Genomic DNA, 22,687 nt, shown 5'->3' on the forward strand with positions numbered 1-22,687 from the left:
TGGCATGACTGTGGTGCACGAGTTCGACTGGCCCGACCGCGTCGTGATCGGGACGGTCGGGCGTCCGGGGGAGCGCACGTTCTACCTCCAGGCCCGCGCCGGGAGGCGGACCGCGAGCATCGCCATGGAGAAGCAGCAGTCGGCCGTGCTCGCGGAGATGATCGACCGGATGCTCGACGAGCTGGTGGCGGCGGACGACAAGCTCTCCATCCCCGCCCAGGCGCCCGCCGAGCTCGTCGACGACGCCCCGCTGGAGCAGCCGGTCGAGGAGGACTTCCGGGCGGGGTCCATGCGCCTGGGCTGGGACCCGCGCACCGCGCAGCTGGTGATCGAGGCCTACCCGGTCGACGGGGGTCTCCTTGACGCCGACGCCGACGCCGACGCCGACGCGGTGGACGACCCGGACGACGTCGACGCCGAGCCCGGCGAGATGCTGGTGGTGCGGATCCCCGTCGGGACCGCCCGGGCCTTCGCCGAACGCGCCCGCCGCGTCGTCGCGTCGGGCCGGCCGACCTGCTCGGACTGCGGCATGCCGATGGACGAGGACGGCCACGAGTGCGCCCCGGGCTCCGGCGCGTGACGGCACCGGGCACGGGCGCCCTGTGACCGACCAGGAGGTCGACCTGGAGGCGGGCGGCCTCGAGGTCGTCGGCCGCATCCGGACGGCCTCGAACGCGACCTACGTCGGCCGGATCGGCTCCACCACCGTCGTCTACAAGCCGGTGGCCGGCGAGAAGCCGCTGTGGGACTTCCCGGACGGAACGCTGGCCGGCCGTGAGGTCGCGGCCTACCTCGTGTCCGAGGCCCTCGGCTGGGGCGTCGTGCCGCGGACCTGGCTGCGCGACGGACCGCTCGGCCCGGGCATGGTCCAGCTCTGGCAGGAGCCGGACCCCGACCAGGACCCCGTCGACGTCGTCCCGTCCGGCGCCGCGCGGCGCGACGGGTGGCGCGTGGTGCTGGAGGGCAGCGGCGCCGACGACGAGCCGGTCTGCCTGGTCCACGAGGACTCGCCCGCGCTGCGGCGGATGGCGGTGTTCGACGCCGTGGTGAACAACGCCGACCGTAAGGGCGGCCACGTGCTGCCGCTGAGCGACGGCCGTCGCCTCGGGGTCGACCACGGGGTCACGTTCCACGTCGAGCCGAAGCTGCGCACCGTGCTGTGGGGCTGGGTCGGCCAGCCCCTGGAGCCCGACGAGCTCGACGGCGTCCGACGGGTCCGCGCGAGCCTCGAGCAGCACGGCGAGGGTGGTCTCGGTGACCGCCTCGCCGCGCTCCTCGACGTCGCCGAGGTCGCCGCGCTGGCCGAGCGGTGCGAGCGGCTGCTGCGCACCGCCGTCTTCCCGTCGCCCGAGGGCGACATGCCGGCCGTGCCCTGGCCGCTCTTCTGAGCGCAGGAACGGGGGCGACGCCCGGACGTCGCCCCCGTTCCTCGCTGCGGGGTGGCCGTGCTACAGGGTGGCCGTGTCGATGACGAACCGGTAGCGCACGTCGCTGGACAGCACGCGCTCGTAGGCGTCGTTGATCTGCTCGGCGCCGATGAGCTCGGTCTCGGGGACGATGCCGTGCTCGGCGCAGAAGTCGAGCATCTCCTGCGTCTCGGCGATGGAGCCGATGCTGGAGCCGGCGAACGACCGGCGGTTGTTGAACAGCGAGAACACCTGGATGGGCAGCGGCTCCGGCGGGGCGCCGACGTTGACCATGGTGCCGTCGAGGCGCAGCAGCCGCAGGTACAGGTTCAGGTCGAGCGGCGCGCTGACGGTGTTGACGATGAGGTCGAACCGGTTGGCGAGCGCCTCGAACGTGGCGGCGTCGTCGGTGGCGTGGTAGTCGGTGGCGCCGAACGCGAGGCCGTCGTCCTTCTTCGCCAGGGTGCGGGAGAGCACGGTGACCTCGGCGCCCATCGCGGCGGCGATCTTCACGGCCATGTGGCCGAGGCCGCCCATGCCGACGACCGCGACCTTCTTGCCGGGGCCGGCGCCCCAGTGCGCGAGGGGGGAGTAGGTGGTGATGCCCGCGCACAGCAGCGGGGCGGCGGCCGCGTAGTCGAGGGACTCGGGGACGCGGAGCACGAAGTCCTCGTCGACGACGACGTGCGTCGAGTAGCCGCCCTGCGTGATGGTGCCGTCCCGGTCGACGGCGGCGTACGTGCCGGTGTTGCCGGCCAGGCAGTAGTTCTCCATGCCGGCGCGGCAGTTCTCGCACTCGCGGCACGAGTTCACCATGCAGCCGACGCCGACGCGGTCGCCCACGGCGTGCTTCGTGACGGCGGGGCCGACCTCGACGACCTCGCCGACGATCTCGTGGCCCACGACCTGCGGGTAGGTGATCGGGCCCCAGTCGCCGCGCACGGTGTGGATGTCGGAGTGGCAGATCCCCGCGTAGCGGATGGCGATCAGGACGTCCTTCGGGCCGACGTCGCGACGCTCGATGGTCGTGGGGACCAGCGGCTCGGTCGCGGACGGGGCGGCGTAGGCCTTGACGGTGCGCAAAGAGTTCTCCTTCGTCGTGGTGCGGCGTCCACCGTACGCGGCGGCCACCCGCTGCGGGGAGGCCCTGTCAGGGCTCCCCACGCCCCACCGGGTGAAACGCCTCCGGCCGGGCCCGGGGCGGTGCGTGCCGACCGCACCCGGCGGACGATCGGGAGGGACGGGCAGGAGGATCGGCGTGCGGGTCGTGGTGGTCGGGGCAGGGGTCGGCGGGCTGGCGGCGGCCGGGCTGCTCGTGGACCGCGGCCACGACGTCGAGGTGCACGAGCGGGCCGACGCGCCGCGCGAGACCGGTGCGGCGTTCAACCTCTGGAGCGGCGGCACCGCGATCCTGGCCGACCTCGGGATCCCGCTCGACGGCCTCGGGACCACGCTCGACACGATCGAGAACCGGAGCTGGGACGGCCGGCTCCTGGGACGCATCGATCTCGCCGCCGCCACGCGCCGGTTCGGCACCCCGCAGCTGTGCGTGCGCCGGCTCGACCTCGCCCGTCGCCTCGCCGCCCGGCTCCCGGACGGCACGGTCACGTTCCGGAGCGCCTGCGTCGGCGTGACGCCGCGCGAGAGGTCCGCCGTCGTGCGGCTCGCGGACGGGACCACCGCACGGGGCGACGTCGTCGTCGGGGCGGACGGCGGTCGGTCGGTCGTGCGGCGCGGGATCCTCGACGCCGGCGAACCGCGGCCGACCGGTTGGGCCACCTGGCAGGGGATGATGCCCGCGCCGCCCGGCGCCGAGCTGGTCCGTGCCGGCTTCTTCATGGTCGGGCGCGAGGGCCTGGCCGGCATGTTCGACGCGGGCGGCGGCACGGTCCAGTGGTGGTTCGACCGGCGCTGGACGCCCGAGGAGCCGGCGCCGGAATCCGTCGTCGCGGACCTGCGGTCCCGCTTCGGCCGCTGGGCCGACCCCGTCCCTGCCCTGCTCGACCGCATCGGCGACGACGACGTCAGCCTCTACCCGCACCACGGCCACCCCGTGACCCGCTCGTGGGGGCGTGGCCGGGTCACGCTGCTCGGCGACGCCGCCCACCTCATGCCACCCACCGCGGGGCAGGGGGCGAACCAGGCGCTCGAGGACGCCTGGGTGCTGGCCCGCACGCTCGACGACGCCGACGACGTCCCCGGCGCGCTGCGCGCCTACGAGCGCCGCCGAGCCCGCCGCGCACGGCTCGCCTCGCGCGTGGCCGTCCGCGAGAGCGCGAACCGGTACCGGCCGCGCCGGGCGCGGATGCTCCCCGACGTCGTGGGCACCGCGATGTTCGTCCGCTGGCTGCGGTTCCTGAGCGACCGGCTGCACGAGCCCGACTCCGGCAGGACGCGGTCGTGACTGCGGGTGGGGCGAACGGTCTCGCGGGCCGCGCGACCTGTCCTCGTCGTCAGCCGCGCGGCGACACGGCGTCGGACGGCGCGGGACTGAGGCCCGGGAACCGGCCGACGACGACGTCGACGGCGCGGTCGGGGGAGCGGTCGACGTCGACCACCACGCCGGTCTCGTCGGCGCCCAGGGCCTCGAGCGTCGCGAGCTGGGAGTCCAGGAGCGCGGGCGGCATGAAGTGGTCCGCCCGCGCGGCGATCCGCCGGGCGAGCAGGTCGCGGTCGCCGTGGAGGTGGGCGAACGCCACGTCGCCGCCCGCGCCGCGGCGCAGGGCGTCGCGATAGGCGCGCCGCAGGGCCGAGCAGGCCACGACGACGGGCGCACCGGTCTCGGCGCCGGTGCGCAGGACGTCCCCGACGCGGGCGAGCCAGGGGCGCCGGTCGTCGTCGGTCAGCGGGGTGCCGGCCGACATCTTCGCGACGTTCGCAGGCGGGTGCAGGTCGTCGGCGTCGACGAACCGCAGCCCGAGGCGGGCGGCGAGGAGGGTGCCCACCGTCGACTTGCCGCTGCCCGCCACGCCCATGACGACGACGCCCCGCACCCCCGGGGCGGTGCCCGTCATGTCAGTACCCGGCGACGGCATCGACGACGCCCTCGAACGGCCGCCCCGCGACGAACCGGCGGAGGTTCTCCTCGACCCGCGCGCGCAGCAGCGGCTCGATCATCTCCCTGGTGTCGGCGGTGTGCGGGGTGACCAGCGCCGTCGGCAGGTCCCACAGGGGGTGGCCGTCGGGCAGGGGCTCCGGGTCGGTGACGTCGAGCGCGGCGCCGCCGAGCCGGCCGGAGGCGAGCGCCGTGACGAGCGCGTCGGTGTCGACGAGCCCGCCCCGCGCGATGTTGACGAGCACGGCGCCGGGCTTCATGGCGGCCAGCTCGTCCGCGCCCAGCAGCGCGCGGGTCTGCGTGGTGAGCGCAGCGGCCACCACGACGACGTCCGCTCGGGCGAGCTCGGTCCCGAGGTGTTCCGTGGTGACGGTCCGGTCGGCACCGGGCACCGGCTCCGCCTGACGGCGGACTACGACGGTGCGCGTGCCGAACGGCGCGATCAGGTCGAGGAACGTGCGGGCGATGCCGCCGGCGCCGAGCACGAGCACGTCGGCCCCGAACAGCGACGTGCCCGCGGGCTCGCCCCAGGTCCGGGCGCGGGCGCGGCGCGGCAGGTGCCGCAGCGTCGCCAGCGTCAGCGCGAGCGCGTGCTCCGCCACGGGCCGCGAGAACGCCCCCTTGGCGGAGGTCCACGTGATGCCGTCGGCCGCGAAGAACCCGCCGTCGGCGTAGGCGTCGACGCCGGCCGACGGGAGCTGCACCCAGCGGGTGCCGGGTGCGGACGCCAGCGCCGTCCGCAGGTCGGCGAGGTCGCCGCCGAACCAAAGCAGCGCCTGCGTGGCCGGGCCCGGCTCGACCAGGCGTCCGCCGGCCGCCGCGACGGCGTCCGGCAGCCACCCCGGGCCCGGGCGGACGACGCTCACGCCGGGGGCCGGCGTCGGGCCGCTCACGCCGCGACCCGGGCGGTGCCGTCCACGGCCTGCGCGCGGGCGCCGCCCACGACCTCGACGGCCCAGCCCGCACCGAGCGCCGACTCGACGACGACGTCGCCGCCGTCGCGCCGGACGGTGAACACCACGGCGGCGCCGTCCGGGCCGTCGACCTCGACGGTCCGCGACCAGCCGTCGGCACCCGGGTGCACGAGCAGCGTCAGGCCGTCGAGGTGGTCGGCGTCGGGGCGCTCCTCGTGAGCGCTCAGGGGGATCACCCCGCCCGGTCGCACGTAGACGGGCAGCGAGTCGAAGCCGTGGTTCTCCCGCACCCAGCGGCCTCCGGCGACGCGCTCGCCGGTGAGGAGCCCGGCCCACTCGCCCTCGGGGAGGTAGAGGTCGACGTCGCCCTCGGCGTTGAACACCGGGGCCACGAGCAGGTCCGGCCCGAGCATGTACTGGCGGTCCAGGTGCACCACCGCCGGGTCGTGCGGGAACTCCAGCAGCATGGGCCGCATCATCGGCGTGCCCGACCGGTGCGCCTCGTGGCCCGTGGTCACGAGGTACGGCGCGAGCCGGTTCTTGAACCGCGCGAAGGTGCGGGTCACGGCGACGGCGCTGGTCGGGTCGGACTCGTCCTCGCCGAACATCCACGGCACCCGGTAGGACCCGCTGCCGTGCATGCGACTGTGGCTGGAGAACAGGCCGAACGCGGTCCAGCGCTTGAACACGCCGGCGTCCGGGGTCATCTCGAAGCCGCCGATGTCGTGGCTCCAGTAGCCGAACCCGCTGTACGCGAGGGACAGGCCGCCGCGCAGCGACTCGGCCATGGACACGTACGACGCGGTGGAGTCGCCGCCCCAGTGCACCGGGAACTGCTGCCCGCCGGCCGTGGCCGACCGCGCGAACAGCACGGCCTCGCCCGCGCCGCGCTCCTCGGCGAGCACCTCGTGCACCGCCTCGTTGTAGAGGTGGGTGTAGTAGTTGTGCATCCGCTCCGGGTCGGAGCCGTCGAAGTACTCGACGTCCACGGGGATCCGCTCGCCGAAGTCCGTCTTGAACGCGTCGACCCCCTGGCGCACCAGCACGCGCAGCTTGTCCTTGTACCAGGAGGCGGCGTCCGGGTTCGTGAAGTCCACCAGGCCCATGCCGCCCTGCCAGCGATCCCACTGCCAGACCGACCCGTCGCGGCGCTTCACGAGGTAGCCGGCCGCCATGCCCTCGTCGAAGAGGGGCGACTGCTGCGCGATGTACGGGTTGATCCACACGCACACCCGCAGGTCACGGTCGTGCAGGCGGGCCAGCATGCCCTCGGGGTCGGGGAAGGTCCGCTCGTCCCACTCGAAGTCGCACCAGTTGAACTCGCGCATCCAGAAGCAGTCGAAGTGGAACAGGCTCAGCGGGATGTCCCGCTCCGCCATCCCGTCGATGAACGAGTTGACCGTGGCCTCGTCGTAGTCCGTCGTGAAGCTCGTGGACAGCCACAGCCCGTAGCTCCAGGCCGGGATCTCGGCGGGGCGGCCGGTGAGCGCGGTGTAGCGCTCGAGGATCGTCTTCGGGTCGGGGCCGTAGACGACGAAGTAGTCCAGCGCCTCGCCGAGCACGGAGAACTGCACCCGCTCGACGGCCTCGGAGCCCACCTCGAACGACACGTGACCGGGGTCGTTGACGAAGACGCCGTACCCGCCGGTGGTGAGGTAGAACGGCACGTTCTTGTACGCCTGCTCGCTGGACGTGCCGCCGTCGTAGTTCCAGATGTCGACCGTCTGGCCGTTCTTCACCACCGGGCCGAACCGCTCGCCCAGCCCGTACACGAGCTCCCCCACGCCGAGGTCGAGCTGGTCGAACACGTAGCTGGTGCGCCCGCCGCGGAGCAGCTCGATCGGGCCGTGGTCCACCGAGGCGTCGGGGGCGACGTCCGCCCACGCGACCGACTTCCCGCTCGACCCCGTCAGCCGTCGGCCGCCGGCGTGGAACGACAGCTCCCAGGACTTGCCCACGGACAGCCGCACGCTGAGGTCGCCGGTGGTGAGCGTGCCCTCGTCGTCGACGACCTTCGCCTCGCCGATCCCGTCGAGCAGGTCCAGGTCGAAGCGGCGGGGCTCCGGGCGGCCCTTGTGGTGGACGTGCTGCACCCGCACGACGTTCTCCATCGGCGACGAGACCGTCGTCGTGATGACGGGGTTGTTCAGCGTGTCGCCGCGGTGCTTCACGGCCTTGGTCGGCGCGACCGAGCGCAGGCTCGTACCGTCGGCGGCGACGCGGTCCACCTCGCGGGCGTAGTGGATCGCGACGCCGGGGCGGGCGTGCCAGAAACCGTCGGTGAACTTCATGGGGGAGGGCCTTCCGTGGTGCGGGTGGTGCGGTGCGCCGGGGTCAGCGGGCGTCGGCGGTGGAGCCGACGAGCTCGAGCGTGCCGGGCAGGAGGTCGTGGGTGGGGGAGGTGGACGGGTCGGTCAGGCGGTCGACGAGACCGTGCACGCTGCGGGTGCCGAGCTCGACGCCGGGCGCGACGACGGCGCTCACCGCCGGGTCCGCCGTCGCGAGGTCCGCGGCGGACGTCGCGAGCGCGAGGACCGAGACGTCGTCGGGCACGGAGCGGCCCGCGGCGGAGAGCCCGTTCACGAACCCGGACAGCGCTGCCTCGTTGAGGACGAGGACGGCCGTGACGTCGGGGTGGTCGGCGGCCAGCGCGGTGGCGGTCCGCCGGCCCGAGCGCGGGTCCTGGCCGCCGCGGACGACGAGCGGGTCGAGGCCGCGGCGGGCGGCCTCGGCCAGGTAGGCCTGCTCGGTGCGGACGACCGGCCCGTACCCCGACCACGCGGCACCGGCCGGGCCGCCGGGGTCGCCGAGGAACAGCGCGACCCTGCGGTGGCCCAGGCCCGTGAGGTGGTCGAGCCCGGTCGCGACCATGCCCGCGAAGTCCATGTCGACGTACGACAGCCCGGTGGTGTCCCCGGTGCGGCCGATCAGCCCGAAGGGCACCTCCCGCTCGGAGAGCAGCGCGACCCGCGGGTCGTCGGCGGTGACCTCCATGAGCAGGACACCGTCGACGAGGCCGCCCGACAGGTAGTCGTCGAGCTGGGCGACGTCGTCGACCGGCCACAGCACGACGTTGAAGCCACGCTCGGTCGCGGCGCTCGCGGCCGCGGTGACGATGCTCAGGGCGGTGCTGCCGAGCCGGTGCTGCAGGGCCGGGAGCACGAGCGCCACGATGTGGCTGCGTCGGCTCGCCAGCGCCCGGGCGAGCACGTTGCGGCGGTACCCCAGCTCGGCCATCGCGTCCTCGACGCGGGTGCGCGTCGCGGGGGCCACGCGCTTGGTCCCGTTGACGACGAACGAGACCGTCGTCAGGGAGACGCCGGCCCGGTCCGCCACGTCCTGCATGGTCACCACGGGGCACTCCTCACCTGGGGGACGACGCTCGGCAACAGCGCTCGGGGAGGGCGCTGCGGATCGATGATCACACAGCCGGACGGATCGGTAAAGCGCTTTGACAGCCTTGTCGGGTCGTGCCTAACCTCGCCGTCACGTGAACGAGCGAAGGAGCTACGACTGTGCGACGAACCCACACCGCTGTCGGTGCGGCGTCGGCCGCCGCCGTCGTCCTGGGCCTGTCCGCCTGCGGCGGCGGCGCCCGAGCGGACGAGGGCACGCTGGTCGTGACCGACACCCTGTCGGACACCAGCGCGCCGGTGTACCAGGAGGTCTACGACGTGTGCGCGGCCGAGGTCGGCATGAAGGTGCAGGCCAACCACGTGGCCGGCTCCGGGCTGATCGCGACCGTCCTGCAGCAGGCGTCGTCGGACACGCTCCCCGACGTCCTCATGCTCGACAACCCCGACGTCCAGCAGATCGCGTCGTCCGGTGCGCTCAGCCCGCTGACCGACTACGGCATCACGGGCGAGGGCTTCCCGCAGGGCGTCGTCGACGCGGGCACCTACGACGGTGACCTGTACGGCATCGCCCCCGTGGTCAACACGGTCGGGCTCTTCTACGACGTCGACGCGCTGGCCGAGGCGGGGATCGAGCCGCCCACCACCTGGGACGAGCTGCGCGCCGCCGCCGAGGCGCTGACCACCGACGGCCGGTACGGCCTCGCGTTCAGCGCGGCCAACACGTTCGAGGGCACCTGGCAGTTCCTGCCGTACCTGTGGAGCAACGGTGCGAACGAGGACGACCTCACGTCGCCCGAGGCGGTCGAGGCGCTGTCGTTCGTGAACGGGCTCGTGCAGGACGGTTTCGCGTCGTCCAGCGTCGTCAACTGGTCGCAGAACGACGTCAACGACCAGTTCATCGCGGGCAAGGCCGCCATGATGGTCAACGGCCCGTGGAACATGCCCGCGCTCGAGGCCGCCGAGGGGCTCGACTACGCCGCCGTCCCGCTGCCCGTGCCGGAGGCGGGCAGCACGCTCGAGGCGCCGCTCGGCGGCGAGGCGTTCACCGTCCCGCGCACCGGCAACCCCGACAAGATGGCGAAGGCCGGCGACTTCGTCGCGTGCGTGACGCGCGGCGAGCACCAGCTCGCCATGGCCACCGGCCGCGGCGCCGTTCCCTCGGACACCGAGGTCGCCGCCGAGGCGGCCGCCGAGAACCCGGTCGTCGCGACCTTCGTCGACACCGTGCAGACGGCCCGGTCGCGCACCGCACTGCTCGGGCCGGACTGGCCCGGCGCCGCCACCCAGATCTACACCGCCCAGCAGCTCGCGCTGACCGGGAGCGAGACCCCCGCGGCCGCGCTCGAGCGCGCGACGGAGCACTGATGCGCACGCCGACGCGCGCGTCGTCACCGAGGAAGGATCGACGATGACCACCACCCTCGCCGGCCCGGCGCCCGTCGTCGCGCCCGGGCCCGGTGCCGAACGCCGGCGGAGCCGCGCCCGGGTGCGGGAGCGCACCGCCCAGTGGCTCTTCCTCGTCCCCGCGATCGCGTACGTGCTCGTGTTCTTCGGGTACCCGATCGTGAAGAACCTCGTCATGGGGTCGCAGGACTACACGGTGCGGACCTTCGTCTCGGGCGAGGCGCCGTGGGTCGGGCTCGACAACTACGCCGAGGTCGTCACGAGCAGCCTGTTCCGCACCACGGTGCTGAACACCGCCCTGTTCACCGTCGGCTCGATCGTCGGCCAGTTCGTCATCGGGCTGCTGTTCGCCCTGTTCTTCAAGCGCCGCTTCCCGCTGGGGAACGTGCTGCGCTCGCTGCTCCTGCTGCCGTGGCTGCTGCCGATGATCGCGGGCACCGCCGTGTGGAAGTGGATCCTCGACCAGGACGGCGGCGTCCTCAACGAGACGCTGCGGGCGATCGGCATCATCGACGCACCGATCCACTGGCTCACCAGCCCCGACATCGCGCTGGTCGCCGTCGTGCTGGTGAACGTCTGGGTGGGCATCCCGTTCAACATGACGCTGCTGTACTCGGGGCTGCAGAACATCCCCGACGAGCTCTACGAGGCGGGCGCCCTCGACGGCGCCACGGGCGCCAAGGCGTTCTGGCACATCACGTGGCCCAACCTGCGCCCCGTGGTCAGCGTCGTCCTCGTGCTCGGCGTGATCTACACCCTCAAGGTGCTCGACATCATCCTGGGTCTCACCGGCGGCGGACCCGCCAACGCGACCCAGACCCTGGCCACCGACTCCTACCGGCGGTCGTTCCAGGAGTTCTCCTTCGGCACCGGCGCGGCCGTCAGCAACATCCTCATCGTGGTGTCGCTGCTCTTCGCCGTCGTGTACCTGCGCGTCAACAAGCGCGCCGTGGATGAGTGAGGTTCTGACGTGTTGCGGACGACCGACCCCCGAAAGCTGCGGTACACGATCGTCGGGATCGTGCTCCTCGCGCTCATGCTGTTCCCCGTCTACTGGATGGTCAACGTGTCCCTCCAGGGCGGCGGCACTGCCGCGAACAGCTCGTTCTTCCCGACCGACATCACGTTCGAGGGCTACCAGCGGGCGTGGGAGGACCAGACGGGCAACCTCGTCACCAGCATGATCGTGGCCCTCGGCGCGGTGCTGGTGTCGCTGGTGATCGCCACGCCTGCCGCCTACGCGCTGTCCCGGTTCCGCCTGCGGGGCATGGGGATCTTCCTGTTCGTGCTGCTCCTGGCGCAGATGATCCCCGGCATCGTCATCGCGAACTCGCTCTACACGCTGTTCAACGACCTGGGCCTGCTCAACTCGTACGTGGGGCTGATCCTCGCCAACGCCACCCACGGGATCCCGTTCGCCATCCTCATCATGAGCGCCTTCATGCGGTCCATCCCGCCGGCGCTCACCGAGGCGGCGCGCGTCGACGGCGCCGGTCACTTCCGTGCGTTCTGGTCGATCATCGTGCCGGTGAGCAAGAACTCGCTCATCACCGCGGGGCTGTTCAGCTTCCTCTTCGCGTGGAGCGACTTCATGTTCGGCCTCACCCTCACCACGGGCGCCGACATCAAGCCCATCACGCTCGGCATCTACGACTACCTGCAGGGCAACGTGCAGAGCTGGGGACCGGTGATGGCGAGCGCCGTCATCTCGTCGATCCCGGCCATCGTGCTGCTCGTCCTCGCCCAGCGGTACATCGCCGCCGGGGCGCTCGGCGGCGCGGTGAAGTGAGCCCGCCGGGCCGCCAGGGCGCCGCCCGGGCGCGCCCCGTCAGCAGACGGTGTTGCCGGCGAGGTCGTCGCAGACCAGACGGGTGCGCGCCTCGGTGACCGTGGTGGGCTCGGTGGTGCTGGTGGTCGAGACGGTGCCGGGGATGTCGGTCCAGTCACTGGTGCCCTGGACGCGGAAGCGGCCCTGCCAGGTGGTGTCCAGCGTGACCGCGACCCCGGTGCGGAACACGTTGCCCTTGTCGTCGACGCCGGTGCCCGCGTCCTCGCCGGGGGTGCCCAGCCGGCTGTAGGTGTGGCCCACCCACGAGCCGTCCGGCGTCGGGTCGCCCTGGTGCCAGGGGCGGCCCGGGTCGGTGGTGGTGAGCGTGCTGCTGCCGGAGGAGTGCGGGTCGTCGAAGTTCCACGTGAACTCCGTCGGCTCGGCGCGGATCACGACCGGCACCCCCAGGAGGGTGACCGTGCGGTCCTGCGGCGCGGCTGACGTGTAGGCCGGGTAGTGGACGTTGACCACCATCGGCGGGTTGCCCTGCACCGTGGCTTCCGGCGCCTGGATCTTCATGGTCCTGAACTCGCGGCGGGCCGCGGCAGCGATCTCGGCGGGGGAGACGCACTCGTCCTCCGTGAGCTGTTCGGCCTCGTCGTACGAGCCGTCCTCACGGGCGCGCTGCACCCAGAGCGCGTCGAGCGCGTACTCGCCGTCCTCGCACGGCATCGTGATCTCGGCGATGTCCGTGCCGTCGGGGCACGCGCCCGGTGCAGTCACGATGCCGCTGAGCGCGTCCAGGTCCTCGCCCAGCGTCCCGCACGTCACCGCGTCGGTGCGGGCGTAGCGGTCCTGCACGGCGTCATCGGCTGGCGCGCGACCGTCAGAGGTTTCTGTCCATCCTTGGCCGTGGCCCTCCACCGTGTACTCGTTGTCGTTGTCATTGGCGCGACTTGCGTAGTCGGCATCCGGAACGGTGGTGGCGAGGATCGAGACCAGGATGAGCATCGTCGAGGTTATGCGCATCACGACTCCGGAATGTCGGGAACGCCGACGATAACCCACTGATCCTTGCTCCGAGCGATCTCTACGCGTGCTGTGGTGGTCTGAGGATTCTGTTCAAAAACCACTTCGTCATTGGCATCGGTGATAGTCGACCGAGACTCTTTGATCTCGACATCGATCGGCCAGATCCCCGTTGCTTCGTCTTGCTCGTAAGTGTGCAAGATCTGAATCTGAGCCTCGCCTCCTTCGAACGTGTCACCGCGCTCAGCGATGAGTTTCGCTTGGTCGAGGCGGTTGGCGCAGTACTCGCAACTCTTCTGCGACATCGCTTCCCACTCCGCCGTATCACCGGTCTTCATGATGTAGTCGTCGAGCTCGAGGAAGTACACGGCCGCGGCTTCGGCGCCGGCGGGGCCGTCGTCGTCCATCTCCTTGGGGCGCTCGGGCGCGACGACCACCGCCGTGGAGCTGGGTGACGGTGACGGTGATGCCTCGGCGCCGGAGCCGGTCGCGGTGGGCTCCGGGGACCCCGTGGCGGGCGGGTCCTCGCTGCAGGCGGCGAGGAACACGGCGGCAGCGGCGATGGAGGCGGCGGCGAGGATGGCCCGGTTGCGGGTCATGACGAGGCTCCCTGTCGGCGGTGACGTGGGCGTCACTGTAGAGCACACGACGCAACTGTTGCCCGGGTGTCTGTGGACAACGTCGTCGATGCAGGTCGCCAGGGCCGGCGGGACGTCCCTGAGTGCGGGCTTCGCGGCCGCTCTGGCACTGCTCGGGCCGGAGGTCGCCGACGGTGCCGCCCGGGACGACGACGCCCGACGGGCCAGATCAGTCCAGCGGCCGGACGAACGTCCGGAACTCGCCGCGCCCGACGTGCAGCTCCCAGAGGCGCTGGGCGAGCGCGTCGGGCTCGTGGTCGGGCTCCCCGCCGCCGATGCCGAGCGGGATGATGAGCTGCGCGACGTGGATGCCCTCCGGCGCCAGCGCCTCGTGGAGCAGGAGGGCGTAGGCGCTCTCGGCGGCGAAGGCCACCGACGTGCCGGTGACGGCGTCGCGCGGCCGGACGGCGCTCCCGCCGTTGGGGAGCAGGACGGTGCCGCGGCCCAGCTCGCGCATCCCGGGCAGCACCTGCTGGATCGCCGTGGCGGGGCCGAGCACCGACATCTCGAGCGGCCCGACCAGGTCGTCGGCGGTGGTGTCCAGCACCGGCTTCATGAACTCGCGCGCGGGCACCGGGCTGTACTGCAGCACCTCGACGGGCCCGAGCTCGGTGGCCGCCCGGCCGAGGACGTCCGTGAGCGCCGCGCGGTCACGGACGTCGGCGACGTACCCGGCTGCGGTCACTCCGTCGTCGTGCAGCGTCGCCGCGAGGCGATCCAGCTTCGCGGCGTCTCGCGCGACGAGGGCGACGGAGAACCCCTCGCGGCCGAAGCGCCGCGCGACGGCCAGGCCCAGCCCGGGGCCGGCACCGATGATGGCGAGCGTCGTCATGTCGTTCCTCCCAGGTGACGACCGGCGCCCGTGCGGCACCGGCACGTGTCCCAGTCAACGCCCCTTGGGCGGGCGAGTCGTCCTGAAAACGGGGAAGGCCAGGGCCGGCGGCGAGGTCGCGCGGCTCGAGCGGCCCGGCCGGCGCGGCGCCGGTGAGGGCGCCGCCGTCCTGCAGCCGGCCGGGCCTCGCCTCCTGCGCGATCACGTCTCTCCGACGAGAGCGAGGAGGGCGGATGCCTCGCGGCGCCGACGCCGTCAGCGGGCGGCGCGGGCCGGCGCGAGCGACGCCAGCGCGGCGACGAGGGCGACGGCGGCGGCGAACCAGTAGCCGGCGGCGAACGTGTCGAAGCCCGGGTCGACCAGGGCGGCGGCGACGACGCTGGACACGGCCGAGACGCCGGTCGCGGCACCGAACTCGTGGAACGTGCTCAGAGCGCCGGAGGCCACGCCCGCCTCGTGCGGCGCGGCGGCCGAGAACAGGCTCGCCGCGGCGGCGACGAACACGGCGCCGACGCCGAACCCGGCGACGGTGATGCCGACCACGAGCACCGTCATCGAGAAGATCCCCGCCGCCGCGGCCAGGCCGACGGCGGCGACGAGCAGCCCGACGGCGGAGACCGCGCGCACCCCGAGGCGCGGGAGCACACGGCCGGCCACCGTCGAGCCGAGGATCGTGCCCACGGCGACCGGCAGGAAGGTCAGGCCGGTCTCCAGCGGGCTGAAGCCGTGCAGCTGCTGCAGCGTGAACGAGCCGAGGAAGAACACCGAGATCATCAGCGCCGTCGCGACCAGGATCAGGCCGAGCCCGCGCAGCACCGGCCGCCGGGAGAGCAGGGCCGGGTCCACGAGCGGCGCGGCGGACGCCCGCAGGTGGTTCGCGAGCAGCGCGTACCCGACGAGGCCGACGGCCAGGGCGACCAGGGTGGGGACGCTGAGCCAGCCGTCGTCGCCGGCCGTGACGAGCCCGTACACGACGGCGGCGGTCGCCGCGGTGGCGAGGGCGGCCCCGAGCACGTCGAGCCGGCCGCCCGAGCCAGGCCACGGCCGGACCCACCGGAACAGGGCCAGGAGCAGGATCACGCCGACGGGGACGTTGACCCAGAACACCCACGGCCAGCCCGGCCCCGAGGTCAGGACGCCGCCCAGCAGGACGCCGATCGCGGCGCCCGCGCCGCCGAGCGCCGACCAGACGCCGAGGGCGCGCGACAGCTCCGGCCCGCCGAACGTGCGGACGATGACGGAGAGCGCGGCTGGTGACATGGCCGCCGCGCCGACGCCCTGCAGGCCGCGGGCCACGAGCAGCAGCTCGGGGGAGCGTGCGAAGCCGGCGAGCAGCGAGGCGACGGTGAACAGCGCGAGGCCGGCCAGGACGACGCGGCGCGGGCCGAGCACGTCGGCGGCCTTGCCGCCGAGCAGCATCAGCCCGCCGAAGACCAGGGCGTACACGCTGGCCACCCACGTCAGGCCGGAGCGGTCGAGCCCGAGGTCGGCGCCCAGCTCGGGCAGCGCGATCGCGACGACGGTGACGTCGACGATGAGCATCAGCTGCGCGACGCCGAGCAGCGCGAGGACGCGCCAGCGCCGCGGGTCGGGAGCGGCGGGCTGTTCCTCGGCGGGCTGGTCCTCGGCAGTCGTCTCCGGGGCGGGCTTCTCTGGTGACGTCATGGCACGGTCCCTCGATGAGTCGAGCACGGATAAGTCGAACATGCCTGTTCGAGTAAATTAACTCGAACAGGCATGTTCGACAAGAGGGTTGCGCGGGTGACTTTCCGGCGCCGGCGCCAGGTGGTCGTCAGGCGCTCAGGGCGCCCAGCGTGGTGCTGCGGACGAGGGCGGGGGCCTCGTCGGCCGTGATCTCGCCGCGGTGCACTGCGGCGGAGGCGCCGTGGAGGATCGCCTGGATCACGCTGAGCTGCCAGTCGATCGGCATGTCGTCGCGGAACTCGCCGATGTCTCGCCCTCGCTCGAGCACGCCGCGCGCGCGTGTCATCGGGCCTTCGTGGGCCCGTCGCATCTCGTCGGGCGGCAGCACCTGGGACCCGGCCACCACGAGCGCCCCGAACCGGTGGGTCAGGTGCCAGGTCGCCTCCAGCATGCGGCCGAGGGCGTCCCGGGGGTTGCCGCCCAGGTCCATCTGACCCATGGCCTCGTCGGTCTGGGCGATCGCGCGGTCCACGACCTCGCGCACCAGCGTCGCGCGGGAGTCGAAGTGCCCGTAGAGGGTGACGCGGCCGACGCCCGCGGCCTTGGCGATGTCGTTGATGCTCGCGTCGGGGTCGGTCGCCAGCACCCGGGTGGCCGCGGCCAGGATCGCCTCGACGTTGCGGACGGCGTCGGCGCGCTTGGCGCGGTCCCGGCCGCCGTCCGCCGAGGGGCCGGAACTCTTCGCCGTCGCCTGTGCCGGTGTCGTGACCACGCGCTCCTCCAAGCCTGTACAGGGGTGTCCAGGTTAACGGTCCGGGCTGGTGAAGCGGTGGCAGTCGACCTCGACGGCCCCGCCCGGCACGGGAGCCCGGTGCGCGAACCGGCCCTCGTCGACCCAGCCCTGCCGCGCGTAGAAACGGCGGCCGGGCGTGTTCCCCGTCGCGACGGCGAGCCAGACGCGCGGGTGGCCCGCGGCCCGGATGCTCCGCTCCGCGTGGCGCAGCAGGGCGCCGCCGACGCCGCCGCCGCGGGACGCGCGGTCGAGGTACAGCTGGTCCACCTCGTCCCCGGCGATCATGACGAAGCCGACGACGGCGCCGTCGCGGACCACGACGGTCGTGTCCGCGACGCGCTCGTGCGCGCGTTCCGTGAACGACGCCGGGGTGCGTGCCGCCACGAGCGCGTCGGGCACGTGGCCGAGGTGTGCGTCCGTCCAGCCCTCGCGCCAGATGCGGGCGACGGCGTCCGTGTCGTCCGGCGTCGCGGGCCGGAGGGTGGCGTGGCGGGCTCTGCGGTCGGCCGTGGGTCCTGCGTCATCGTGGACACCCTTCCGCTATCTCGAACAGGCATGTACAGTTTAAGGTGCTCGATCGTCAGCGACCCACCGCCGCGTTTCGCCACGCACGAGAGCGAGAAGACCATGACCCAGGACCAGGTGTCGGGCACGTCGACGGGCGGCGGCGTCCGGCGCTCGCCGTTCGGCAGGGTGTGGCCTGCGGCGCTGGGGGTGCTCGTCGCCGCCGCGACCGTGTTCGGGCTCGCCGACGCCCGCGACGTCGCGCCGGTGCTCGCCGCCTCCGGGTTCGTCTACCTGGCGGCCGCGGCGCTCGGCCGCCCGGGTGCTGCCTGGGCCGCGTTCGGCGTGACGTTCGTGCTGATCGGCGTCGCCAAGGTGACCGACCTCGACCCGACGCCCTGGATGATCGGCCTCGCCGTGGTGCTGGCCGTCGTCGGCCTCGCGGCCGGGCGCGGGCGCCCTCCGTGGTCCCTGCCGCTCCAGGCCGCGGCCATGCTCGTGCTCGGCGCCGCCGCGCTGGCGGCCGTCCGGCTGGACGCCACCGCGGGCGGGCTCGTCGTCGCCGTCGGCCTGCTTGGTCACGCCGCGTGGGACGCCTACCACCACCGCACCGGCCGCGTCGTCGCCCGGTCGCTCGCGGAGTTCTGCGGCGTCCTCGACGTGGTCCTCGCCGTCGCGCTCACGGTGCTCGTGCTGACGGCGTGACCGCGGGCTCGCGGCGAGGTCAGAGGCCGAGATCGACCTCGCGGCGGACGTCGCGGTCGGGTTCGAGCACGGAGAACCGCGACACGACGGCATGGAAGAGGCGCAGGTCGGCGGGCGCGACGACGCGGTCGAGGGTCCACGGTCCCAAGCCCTCGGCGCGGGAGCGGCGGTCGAAGATCGCGAGGCAGCGCTCGCGGTCCGTCGTCGGCACCTCGCCGGCGGACGCCTCCGCGTAGACGGCGCGAGGCCGTCCGTCGACGGGCACCGGGGTCTCGAAGACCACGATCCCCACCGCGGAGCGCGCCGCGACGTTGGCCGAGTGACGCGTGCCGAGGCGGGAGACCCAGACGAGCTCCCGCCCCTCGCGCGCGAACCAGACCGGGGTGGGCCACGGGTTCCCGTCGGCGTCCGCGGACGCGAGGACCAGGTATCTGCCGTCGTCCAGGACCTGCCGCGCGAGTGCGGCGTCGTCGCGCTGCTCGTGGTGCGGGGGTGTCATCGGTGCCTCCCTGCCGGGGCTGCTCGCACCATGCTGGCACGCCCCGGGCCCGCCGTGCCGGGCGGCCCTCAGGAGTCGGCGCGACGTGTCAGGTCCGCGAGCACCTCGCGGTAGTGCGAGTTCTCCATGACCCCGAGCACGTTGCCGAACGGGTCCACCACCGCCCCGGTGACGAACCCGGGACCGCGCTCGATCGGCTCCTGGTAGGCCGTGGCGCCGAGCTCGAGCAGCCGGGCCCAGGCGCCGTGGACGTCGTCGACCGCCCAGTAGGCGACCGCTCCGGCGGCGCCGTCGGGCTGCGGGGGAGCGTAGCGCCGGTCCATGATCCCCAGCTCGTGCTGGTAGTCGCCGATGCGGAACTCCGCATAGGCGAGCGAGCCGCCGGCCTCGCGGGCGAAGTAGGCCTCGGTGCCCAGCACCTCGGCGTACCAGTCGCGGGCGGCGGCGACGTCGTCGGCCAGGTAGGTGATGGTGGTCAGTCCGCGCAGCATGTCGGCTCCTCGTGCTCGGTGCTCACGAGGTCCGGTGACCTCGTGAGCACCACTCTTCCGGCCAAAGTGCTCATCTTCTGACCACTTTTCGTGGCAGTCTCGGAGCATGCGCGCCGACCGCCTCATCCAGGTGCTGCTCCACCTGCAGTCGCGCCCTCGCGTCACGGCGGCGGAGCTCGCCGGCGCGCTCGAGGTCTCGGTGGCCACCGCGCGCCGGGACCTCGAGGCGCTGTCGGCCGCAGGAGTGCCCGTGTACCCGCAGCCGGGTCGCGGGGGCGGGTGGTCGCTGCTCGGCGGGTCGCGCACGGACCTCAGCGGGCTCACGGCGCCCGAGGCGCGCGCGCTGTTCCTGCTCGCCGGTCCGGGCGCGGCCTCGTCCGACGACGCGCGGGCGGCGCTGCGCAAGCTCGTGCGGGCGCTGCCCGCGACGTTCCGTGCCGAGGCGGAGGCGGCCGCCGCGGCCGTGGTCGTGGACCGGGAGGGGTGGAGCGGGGCCCGGCCCGCCCGGCCGCCGGAGGTGGACGCGCTGCAGCGCGCCGTCGTCGAGCGGCGCCGCGTGCGGATCGACTACACGGGTGCGACCGGGTACTCGTCGCAGCGCGACCTCGACCCCTGGGGCCTCGTCGACAAGGACGGCGCGTGGTACCTGATCGCCGGCACGCCCCGCGGCCCGCGCACGTTCCGCGTCGACCGCATCGGCGCGCTGGACGTCACGGACGAGCCCGCCGTCGTCCCCGACGACGTCGACCTGCAGGCCGAGTGGGACCGCGTCGTCGGCGAGGTCGAGCTTAAGCGGTCCGCGACGTGGGCCACCGTGCGCGTGGCCACCGAGCACGTCGGCGTCCTGCGCGCCCAGTTCGGGCGGCACACGGTCGTCGTCGACGACGGCCAGGACGGCGACGACGCCCGCGCGACCGTGCGGGTCGCCGCGCCCACGCCGCTCGACGTCGCACGCCACCTGGCGGGCTGGGGCGCGCAGGCGGACGTCGTCGGACCGACCGAGGTGCGCACGGAGCTCGCCCGCCTCGGGGCGGAGCTTGCCGCGGCGCACGGTGGGCCCGACGCCGACGCCCGGTCGTGACCGCGAGGGTCACGACCGGGGCGCGAGGCCCACCTCCATCATCACTGTCAGAGGCAGACGTGCGAGCTGCCGGCCCGGACCGTGGTGCGCTCGGTGCTGCCGGGGTGCGTGCTGACCCGCAGGTGCGCGGCGGCCGTGGCGTTGACGTCGAAGCACGCGCCGTCGGGACCCAGCGCGAAGTCGCGCACGACGACGCGGCCGCCGGTCGACCGGAACACGGTCCGCCCATCCCGCTCCAGCGTGGTGACGCGCGGGCTCACCGTCGCGGCGTAGATGTGGTCGCCCACACGCACGTCGTCGACGGAGTTGCGTCCGGGCAGGGCATGCGAGCCGAAGGTGACCGACCCGCGCCGCCCCCACGCGTCCTCGGCGACGAGCTCGTGCACCGCCATGAGGGGCATGACGTTCGACCAGGTGTAGTAGCGCCACGCGCTGTCCACCGCCGAGGCGTTGATGACCTGGCCGGGCTCCGGGTCGAAGTACTCGGGGAAGAACCCGTTCTCGTCCCAGCTGTCGAGGTACATGCTCGTGCTCTTCGTCGCCAGCTCGCCCGCGGCCCCGTCGAGCCCGTACCGCTTGAGGCCGTCGTAGACGGTGGCGTTCATCGGGGGCCAGACGGCGCCGCGCCACTGCTCGCAGGTGTTCTCCTCGCCCCAGCCCAGGTAGTACGTGTACTTGGGGGACGAGGTCGCGGAGACGTCGCCGTTGGCGCAGTACTCCGCGTCGTCGCGGCTGATGCTCGGGATCGCGTACTCGCCCCAGAACTGGTCCGGGTCGAGCAGGTTCTCCTCGACCGTGCGCTGCGCCCGCTCGGGCGTGGCGAGCCCGCCGAACAGCGGGTAGAAGATCGTGGGCGTGACGACGTTCCCCCACGTCCCGTCGAGGTTCCGGTCGAGGTACATGCCGCGCTCGTCGTCCCAGAGGGTGTCGTTCGCGGCGCGCTTGGTCCGGTCCAGCACCGCGGCGAACCGGCGGGCGTCGTCGGGGCGGTCGAGCGCGGTGGCGAGCTCCGTCAGCGAGTCGGCCATCAGTGCGTAGTAGGAGGTCAGCGCGACGTCCGTGAGGTCGGTGTTGTCGCGCTCGTCGCCGCTGCCGCCCTCCTTGGCGATGCGATCGGCGGCGAGGTAGACGGGCAGGTCGTCGAGGCCGAGGTGGTTGCCGACCTTGCTCGGGTCGCCGTCGTACGGCGCCTCGAGGAGGCCGTCGTCGTTCACGTCCCACTCGGGCAGCTTGTCGAAGAACTCCACGAGCGCCGGGTAGGCCTGCTCGACGAGCTCGCGGTCGCCCGTGGCGTCGAAGATGCGCATGACGGCATAGGCGTGCATCGGGCCGGCGTGCAGCTGGTCGTAGCGTGGCCCGCCCGAGGCGAACAGCACGCGCTCGTGCTGGCGGGCCAGGTCCGGGTCCACGGTGAGCGCGGTGATCGCGTCCCAGGCGGAGTCCCAGCCGGTGAAGATCGAGTCGTTCTCCGCCCCGCCGCGGCCCCAGCCCCACACGAGGAAGCTCTGCCGCGACCGCTCGTCGTAGTTCGCGTTGAGGGCCATGGCGCTGCGCATCGCGGTCGCCGCGCGGCCTGCCGGCCCGCTGCCGCTGAGCGTGCCGTGGTCGGCCTTCGCCCGGGCCCGGGCGAGGGTGCCGAGGATGCTGGACCGGCCGGGGCGCGCTGTCGGTGGCTGGTCGTCCACGCTCGTCGTGAAGGTGATCGTCTCGCCCTCCTCCAGCGAGTACCGCAGCGCGGCCGCGGCGTCGCCGGCCGCAGCTTCCTCGCCCTCCATCGCGGCGACCAGGTCGTCCTCGGACGCATAGGCCGCGGCGTCGTCCGGCGCCTGCGTGGGCAGGAGGGCGAAATGGCCGACCTCGTCGGGGTCGTCGAGCCCGGCACCGGTGGCGCGGATGGCGCCGTCGGTGACCTCGTAGGAGTTCTCCTCGTCCCACGGCGCTGCGGCCTCGAGGAAGACGGTCGCGTCGGCGTCGCGCGCGGTGACCGACCCGACCAGCGTGTTCGGCGCGGTCCGGGCGAACCGCAGGACGATCGTCTGCTTGTCGCGCTGGGTCTGGTCGTAGCGTGCCTGGAGGTTTGGCAGCTGCTCGCGTGCCTCCGCCACCTGTTCGGCGGACCACTCGTCGGGGTGGTCGAGGATCTCGCGCAGCGCCCCGAGACGGTCGGAGGTGACCGTGCGGTCGTCGCTGCTGACCTCCACCTCGTAGTACGAGCCGTCGACGGTCACCGGGCCGACATGGCCGACGTGGTTCAGCAGACCCTGGTTCTCGCGGACGAGCTTCCCGGCGGACGTCAGCAGGTCGACCCGGAGGGCGAAGCGGCTCTCGCCCTCGCCGACGAGCAGCGCGCCGTTGTCGTCCCGCTCGACGTAGCCGGGCAGGGCGAAGGGGCGCTGGATCCCGACGTCGGGGTCGGGCGGCGTGCCTGCGCCCGTCGCGCCCCCGGCGGGGACGGCGACGGCCGCGAGCAGGGATGCCGCGGCGCCGACGAGGACGGGCGCGCGGCGCAGGGCTCGGGCGGTCTGGCGGTCGGTCATGGTTGCTCCCGGTCTGTGAGCGCTCACATGG

At 73.4% G+C, this 22,687-nt stretch carries 22 protein-coding genes; 8 read left to right on the forward strand and 14 right to left on the reverse strand.

Annotated elements, in window-relative coordinates; translation table 11 throughout:
- Positions 1 to 4: 4 nt before the first annotated feature.
- Both ACH436_RS00675 and ACH436_RS00680 read left to right on the forward strand, forming a co-directional pair.
- Entirely contained in the window at positions 5 to 580 is a 576-nt protein-coding gene (locus tag ACH436_RS00675; protein ID WP_430558258.1) for a DUF3090 domain-containing protein, read from the forward strand.
- Between the two features lie 22 nt (positions 581 to 602).
- Complete coding sequence (locus ACH436_RS00680; RefSeq protein ID WP_430558259.1) at positions 603 to 1,388, forward strand: SCO1664 family protein; 786 nt, start codon at positions 603 to 605, stop codon at positions 1,386 to 1,388.
- Between the two features lie 60 nt (positions 1,389 to 1,448).
- On the opposite strand, the gene ACH436_RS00685 is transcribed toward ACH436_RS00680, so the two are convergent.
- The gene (locus ACH436_RS00685; protein WP_430558260.1) at positions 1,449 to 2,489 is read right to left on the reverse strand and encodes an NAD(P)-dependent alcohol dehydrogenase; all 1,041 of its coding nucleotides are present in this window, start codon (positions 2,487 to 2,489) and stop codon (positions 1,449 to 1,451) included.
- A 175-nt stretch (positions 2,490 to 2,664) separates the two neighbouring features.
- Here ACH436_RS00685 and ACH436_RS00690 point away from each other — a divergent pair, with 175 nt between their 5' ends.
- Entirely contained in the window at positions 2,665 to 3,810 is a 1,146-nt protein-coding gene (locus ACH436_RS00690; protein ID WP_430558261.1) for an FAD-dependent oxidoreductase, read from the forward strand.
- A gap of 49 nt (positions 3,811 to 3,859) precedes the next feature.
- Here ACH436_RS00690 and ACH436_RS00695 read toward each other — a convergent pair whose 3' ends face one another.
- From ACH436_RS00695 to ACH436_RS00710, 4 genes are read right to left on the reverse strand one after another with little or no spacing between them, the layout of a single operon-like run.
- Complete coding sequence (locus ACH436_RS00695; protein ID WP_430558262.1) at positions 3,860 to 4,420, reverse strand: gluconokinase; 561 nt, start codon at positions 4,418 to 4,420, stop codon at positions 3,860 to 3,862.
- Position 4,421: 1 nt separating this feature from the next.
- Entirely contained in the window at positions 4,422 to 5,354 is a 933-nt protein-coding gene (locus tag ACH436_RS00700) for a D-isomer specific 2-hydroxyacid dehydrogenase family protein (RefSeq protein WP_430558263.1), read from the reverse strand.
- A complete protein-coding gene (gene yicI, locus ACH436_RS00705; RefSeq protein WP_430558264.1) occupies positions 5,351 to 7,666 on the reverse strand; it encodes an alpha-xylosidase in 2,316 nt (771 codons plus the stop codon). Before yicI ends, ACH436_RS00700 begins: the two co-directional genes overlap by 4 nt.
- A 43-nt stretch (positions 7,667 to 7,709) precedes the next feature.
- Complete coding sequence (locus ACH436_RS00710; protein ID WP_430559125.1) at positions 7,710 to 8,720, reverse strand: LacI family DNA-binding transcriptional regulator; 1,011 nt, start codon at positions 8,718 to 8,720, stop codon at positions 7,710 to 7,712.
- A gap of 170 nt (positions 8,721 to 8,890) precedes the next feature.
- Between ACH436_RS00710 and ACH436_RS00715 the strand changes: the two genes are divergently transcribed.
- The 3 genes from ACH436_RS00715 (at position 8,891) to ACH436_RS00725 (ending at position 11,924) form a co-directional block, all read left to right on the forward strand.
- Positions 8,891 to 10,096: an extracellular solute-binding protein gene (locus ACH436_RS00715; RefSeq protein ID WP_430558265.1), complete on the forward strand. Its 1,206-nt coding sequence runs from the start codon at positions 8,891 to 8,893 to the stop codon at positions 10,094 to 10,096.
- Positions 10,097 to 10,139: 43 nt separating this feature from the next.
- Entirely contained in the window at positions 10,140 to 11,096 is a 957-nt protein-coding gene (locus ACH436_RS00720) for a carbohydrate ABC transporter permease (protein WP_430558266.1), read from the forward strand.
- A 75-nt stretch (positions 11,097 to 11,171) separates the two neighbouring features.
- Positions 11,172 to 11,924 carry a carbohydrate ABC transporter permease gene (locus ACH436_RS00725; RefSeq protein WP_430559126.1) on the forward strand — a complete coding sequence of 251 codons (753 nt, stop codon included), beginning with the start codon at positions 11,172 to 11,174 and terminating at the stop codon, positions 11,922 to 11,924.
- A 39-nt stretch (positions 11,925 to 11,963) separates the two neighbouring features.
- On the opposite strand, the gene ACH436_RS00730 is transcribed toward ACH436_RS00725, so the two are convergent.
- The 6 genes from ACH436_RS00730 to ACH436_RS00755 form a co-directional block, all read right to left on the reverse strand.
- Complete coding sequence (locus ACH436_RS00730; protein ID WP_430558267.1) at positions 11,964 to 12,764, reverse strand: hypothetical protein; 801 nt, start codon at positions 12,762 to 12,764, stop codon at positions 11,964 to 11,966.
- Positions 12,765 to 12,931: 167 nt separating this feature from the next.
- A complete protein-coding gene (locus ACH436_RS00735; RefSeq protein WP_430558268.1) occupies positions 12,932 to 13,531 on the reverse strand; it encodes a DUF6318 family protein in 600 nt (199 codons plus the stop codon).
- 208 nt (positions 13,532 to 13,739) lie between these two features.
- Positions 13,740 to 14,402, reverse strand: coding sequence for an SDR family NAD(P)-dependent oxidoreductase (locus tag ACH436_RS00740; RefSeq protein ID WP_430558269.1), 663 nt, complete (start codon positions 14,400 to 14,402; stop codon positions 13,740 to 13,742).
- A gap of 255 nt (positions 14,403 to 14,657) precedes the next feature.
- Positions 14,658 to 16,067 carry an MFS transporter gene (locus ACH436_RS00745; protein ID WP_430558270.1) on the reverse strand — a complete coding sequence of 470 codons (1,410 nt, stop codon included), beginning with the start codon at positions 16,065 to 16,067 and terminating at the stop codon, positions 14,658 to 14,660.
- A 127-nt stretch (positions 16,068 to 16,194) separates the two neighbouring features.
- Complete coding sequence (locus ACH436_RS00750) at positions 16,195 to 16,818, reverse strand: TetR/AcrR family transcriptional regulator (protein ID WP_430558271.1); 624 nt, start codon at positions 16,816 to 16,818, stop codon at positions 16,195 to 16,197.
- 33 nt (positions 16,819 to 16,851) lie between these two features.
- Positions 16,852 to 17,238 carry a GNAT family N-acetyltransferase gene (locus ACH436_RS00755; protein ID WP_430558272.1) on the reverse strand — a complete coding sequence of 129 codons (387 nt, stop codon included), beginning with the start codon at positions 17,236 to 17,238 and terminating at the stop codon, positions 16,852 to 16,854.
- Positions 17,239 to 17,466: 228 nt separating this feature from the next.
- On the opposite strand from ACH436_RS00755, the gene ACH436_RS00760 reads away from it, so the two are divergent.
- Positions 17,467 to 18,048 (forward strand): hypothetical protein, encoded by a 582-nt coding sequence (locus ACH436_RS00760; RefSeq protein ID WP_430558273.1) that lies wholly within the window; start codon positions 17,467 to 17,469, stop codon positions 18,046 to 18,048.
- 19 nt (positions 18,049 to 18,067) lie between these two features.
- Here ACH436_RS00760 and ACH436_RS00765 read toward each other — a convergent pair whose 3' ends face one another.
- Positions 18,068 to 18,547, reverse strand: a complete 480-nt coding sequence (locus tag ACH436_RS00765; RefSeq protein ID WP_430558274.1) for a pyridoxamine 5'-phosphate oxidase family protein — start codon at positions 18,545 to 18,547, stop codon at positions 18,068 to 18,070.
- Between the two features lie 68 nt (positions 18,548 to 18,615).
- Positions 18,616 to 19,038, reverse strand: a complete 423-nt coding sequence (locus tag ACH436_RS00770; protein WP_430558275.1) for a VOC family protein — start codon at positions 19,036 to 19,038, stop codon at positions 18,616 to 18,618.
- Between the two features lie 106 nt (positions 19,039 to 19,144).
- On the opposite strand from ACH436_RS00770, the gene ACH436_RS00775 reads away from it, so the two are divergent.
- The gene (locus ACH436_RS00775) at positions 19,145 to 20,119 is read left to right on the forward strand and encodes a helix-turn-helix transcriptional regulator (RefSeq protein WP_430558276.1); all 975 of its coding nucleotides are present in this window, start codon (positions 19,145 to 19,147) and stop codon (positions 20,117 to 20,119) included.
- 47 nt (positions 20,120 to 20,166) lie between these two features.
- Here the strand turns inward: ACH436_RS00775 and ACH436_RS00780 are convergent, their stop codons facing one another.
- Positions 20,167 to 22,656, reverse strand: coding sequence for an amylo-alpha-1,6-glucosidase (locus tag ACH436_RS00780; protein ID WP_430558277.1), 2,490 nt, complete (start codon positions 22,654 to 22,656; stop codon positions 20,167 to 20,169).
- Positions 22,657 to 22,687 lie beyond the last annotated feature (31 nt).

It is taken from the genome of Isoptericola sp. NPDC019693 (assembly GCF_044389085.1).
GTDB lineage: Bacteria > Actinomycetota > Actinomycetes > Actinomycetales > Cellulomonadaceae > Isoptericola.

Bases quoted from the DNA above. Each gene is read 5' to 3' on its own strand.
- ACH436_RS00675 (WP_430558258.1), top strand. From the start codon at position 5: ATGACTGTGGTGCACGAGTTCGACTGGCCCGACCGCGTCGTGATCGGG.
- ACH436_RS00695 (WP_430558262.1), bottom strand. From the start codon at position 4,420: ATGACGGGCACCGCCCCGGGGGTGCGGGGCGTCGTCGTCATGGGCGTG.
- yicI (WP_430558264.1), bottom strand. From the start codon at position 7,666: ATGAAGTTCACCGACGGTTTCTGGCACGCCCGCCCCGGCGTCGCGATC.
- ACH436_RS00710 (WP_430559125.1), bottom strand. From the start codon at position 8,720: ATGCAGGACGTGGCGGACCGGGCCGGCGTCTCCCTGACGACGGTCTCG.
- ACH436_RS00720 (WP_430558266.1), top strand. From the start codon at position 10,140: ATGACCACCACCCTCGCCGGCCCGGCGCCCGTCGTCGCGCCCGGGCCC.
- ACH436_RS00725 (WP_430559126.1), top strand. From the start codon at position 11,172: ATGCTGTTCCCCGTCTACTGGATGGTCAACGTGTCCCTCCAGGGCGGC.
- ACH436_RS00735 (WP_430558268.1), bottom strand. From the start codon at position 13,531: ATGACCCGCAACCGGGCCATCCTCGCCGCCGCCTCCATCGCCGCTGCC.
- ACH436_RS00740 (WP_430558269.1), bottom strand. From the start codon at position 14,402: ATGACGACGCTCGCCATCATCGGTGCCGGCCCCGGGCTGGGCCTGGCC.
- ACH436_RS00745 (WP_430558270.1), bottom strand. From the start codon at position 16,067: ATGACGTCACCAGAGAAGCCCGCCCCGGAGACGACTGCCGAGGACCAG.
- ACH436_RS00760 (WP_430558273.1), top strand. From the start codon at position 17,467: ATGACCCAGGACCAGGTGTCGGGCACGTCGACGGGCGGCGGCGTCCGG.
- ACH436_RS00765 (WP_430558274.1), bottom strand. From the start codon at position 18,547: ATGACACCCCCGCACCACGAGCAGCGCGACGACGCCGCACTCGCGCGG.
- ACH436_RS00770 (WP_430558275.1), bottom strand. From the start codon at position 19,038: ATGCTGCGCGGACTGACCACCATCACCTACCTGGCCGACGACGTCGCC.
- ACH436_RS00775 (WP_430558276.1), top strand. From the start codon at position 19,145: ATGCGCGCCGACCGCCTCATCCAGGTGCTGCTCCACCTGCAGTCGCGC.
- ACH436_RS00780 (WP_430558277.1), bottom strand. From the start codon at position 22,656: ATGACCGACCGCCAGACCGCCCGAGCCCTGCGCCGCGCGCCCGTCCTC.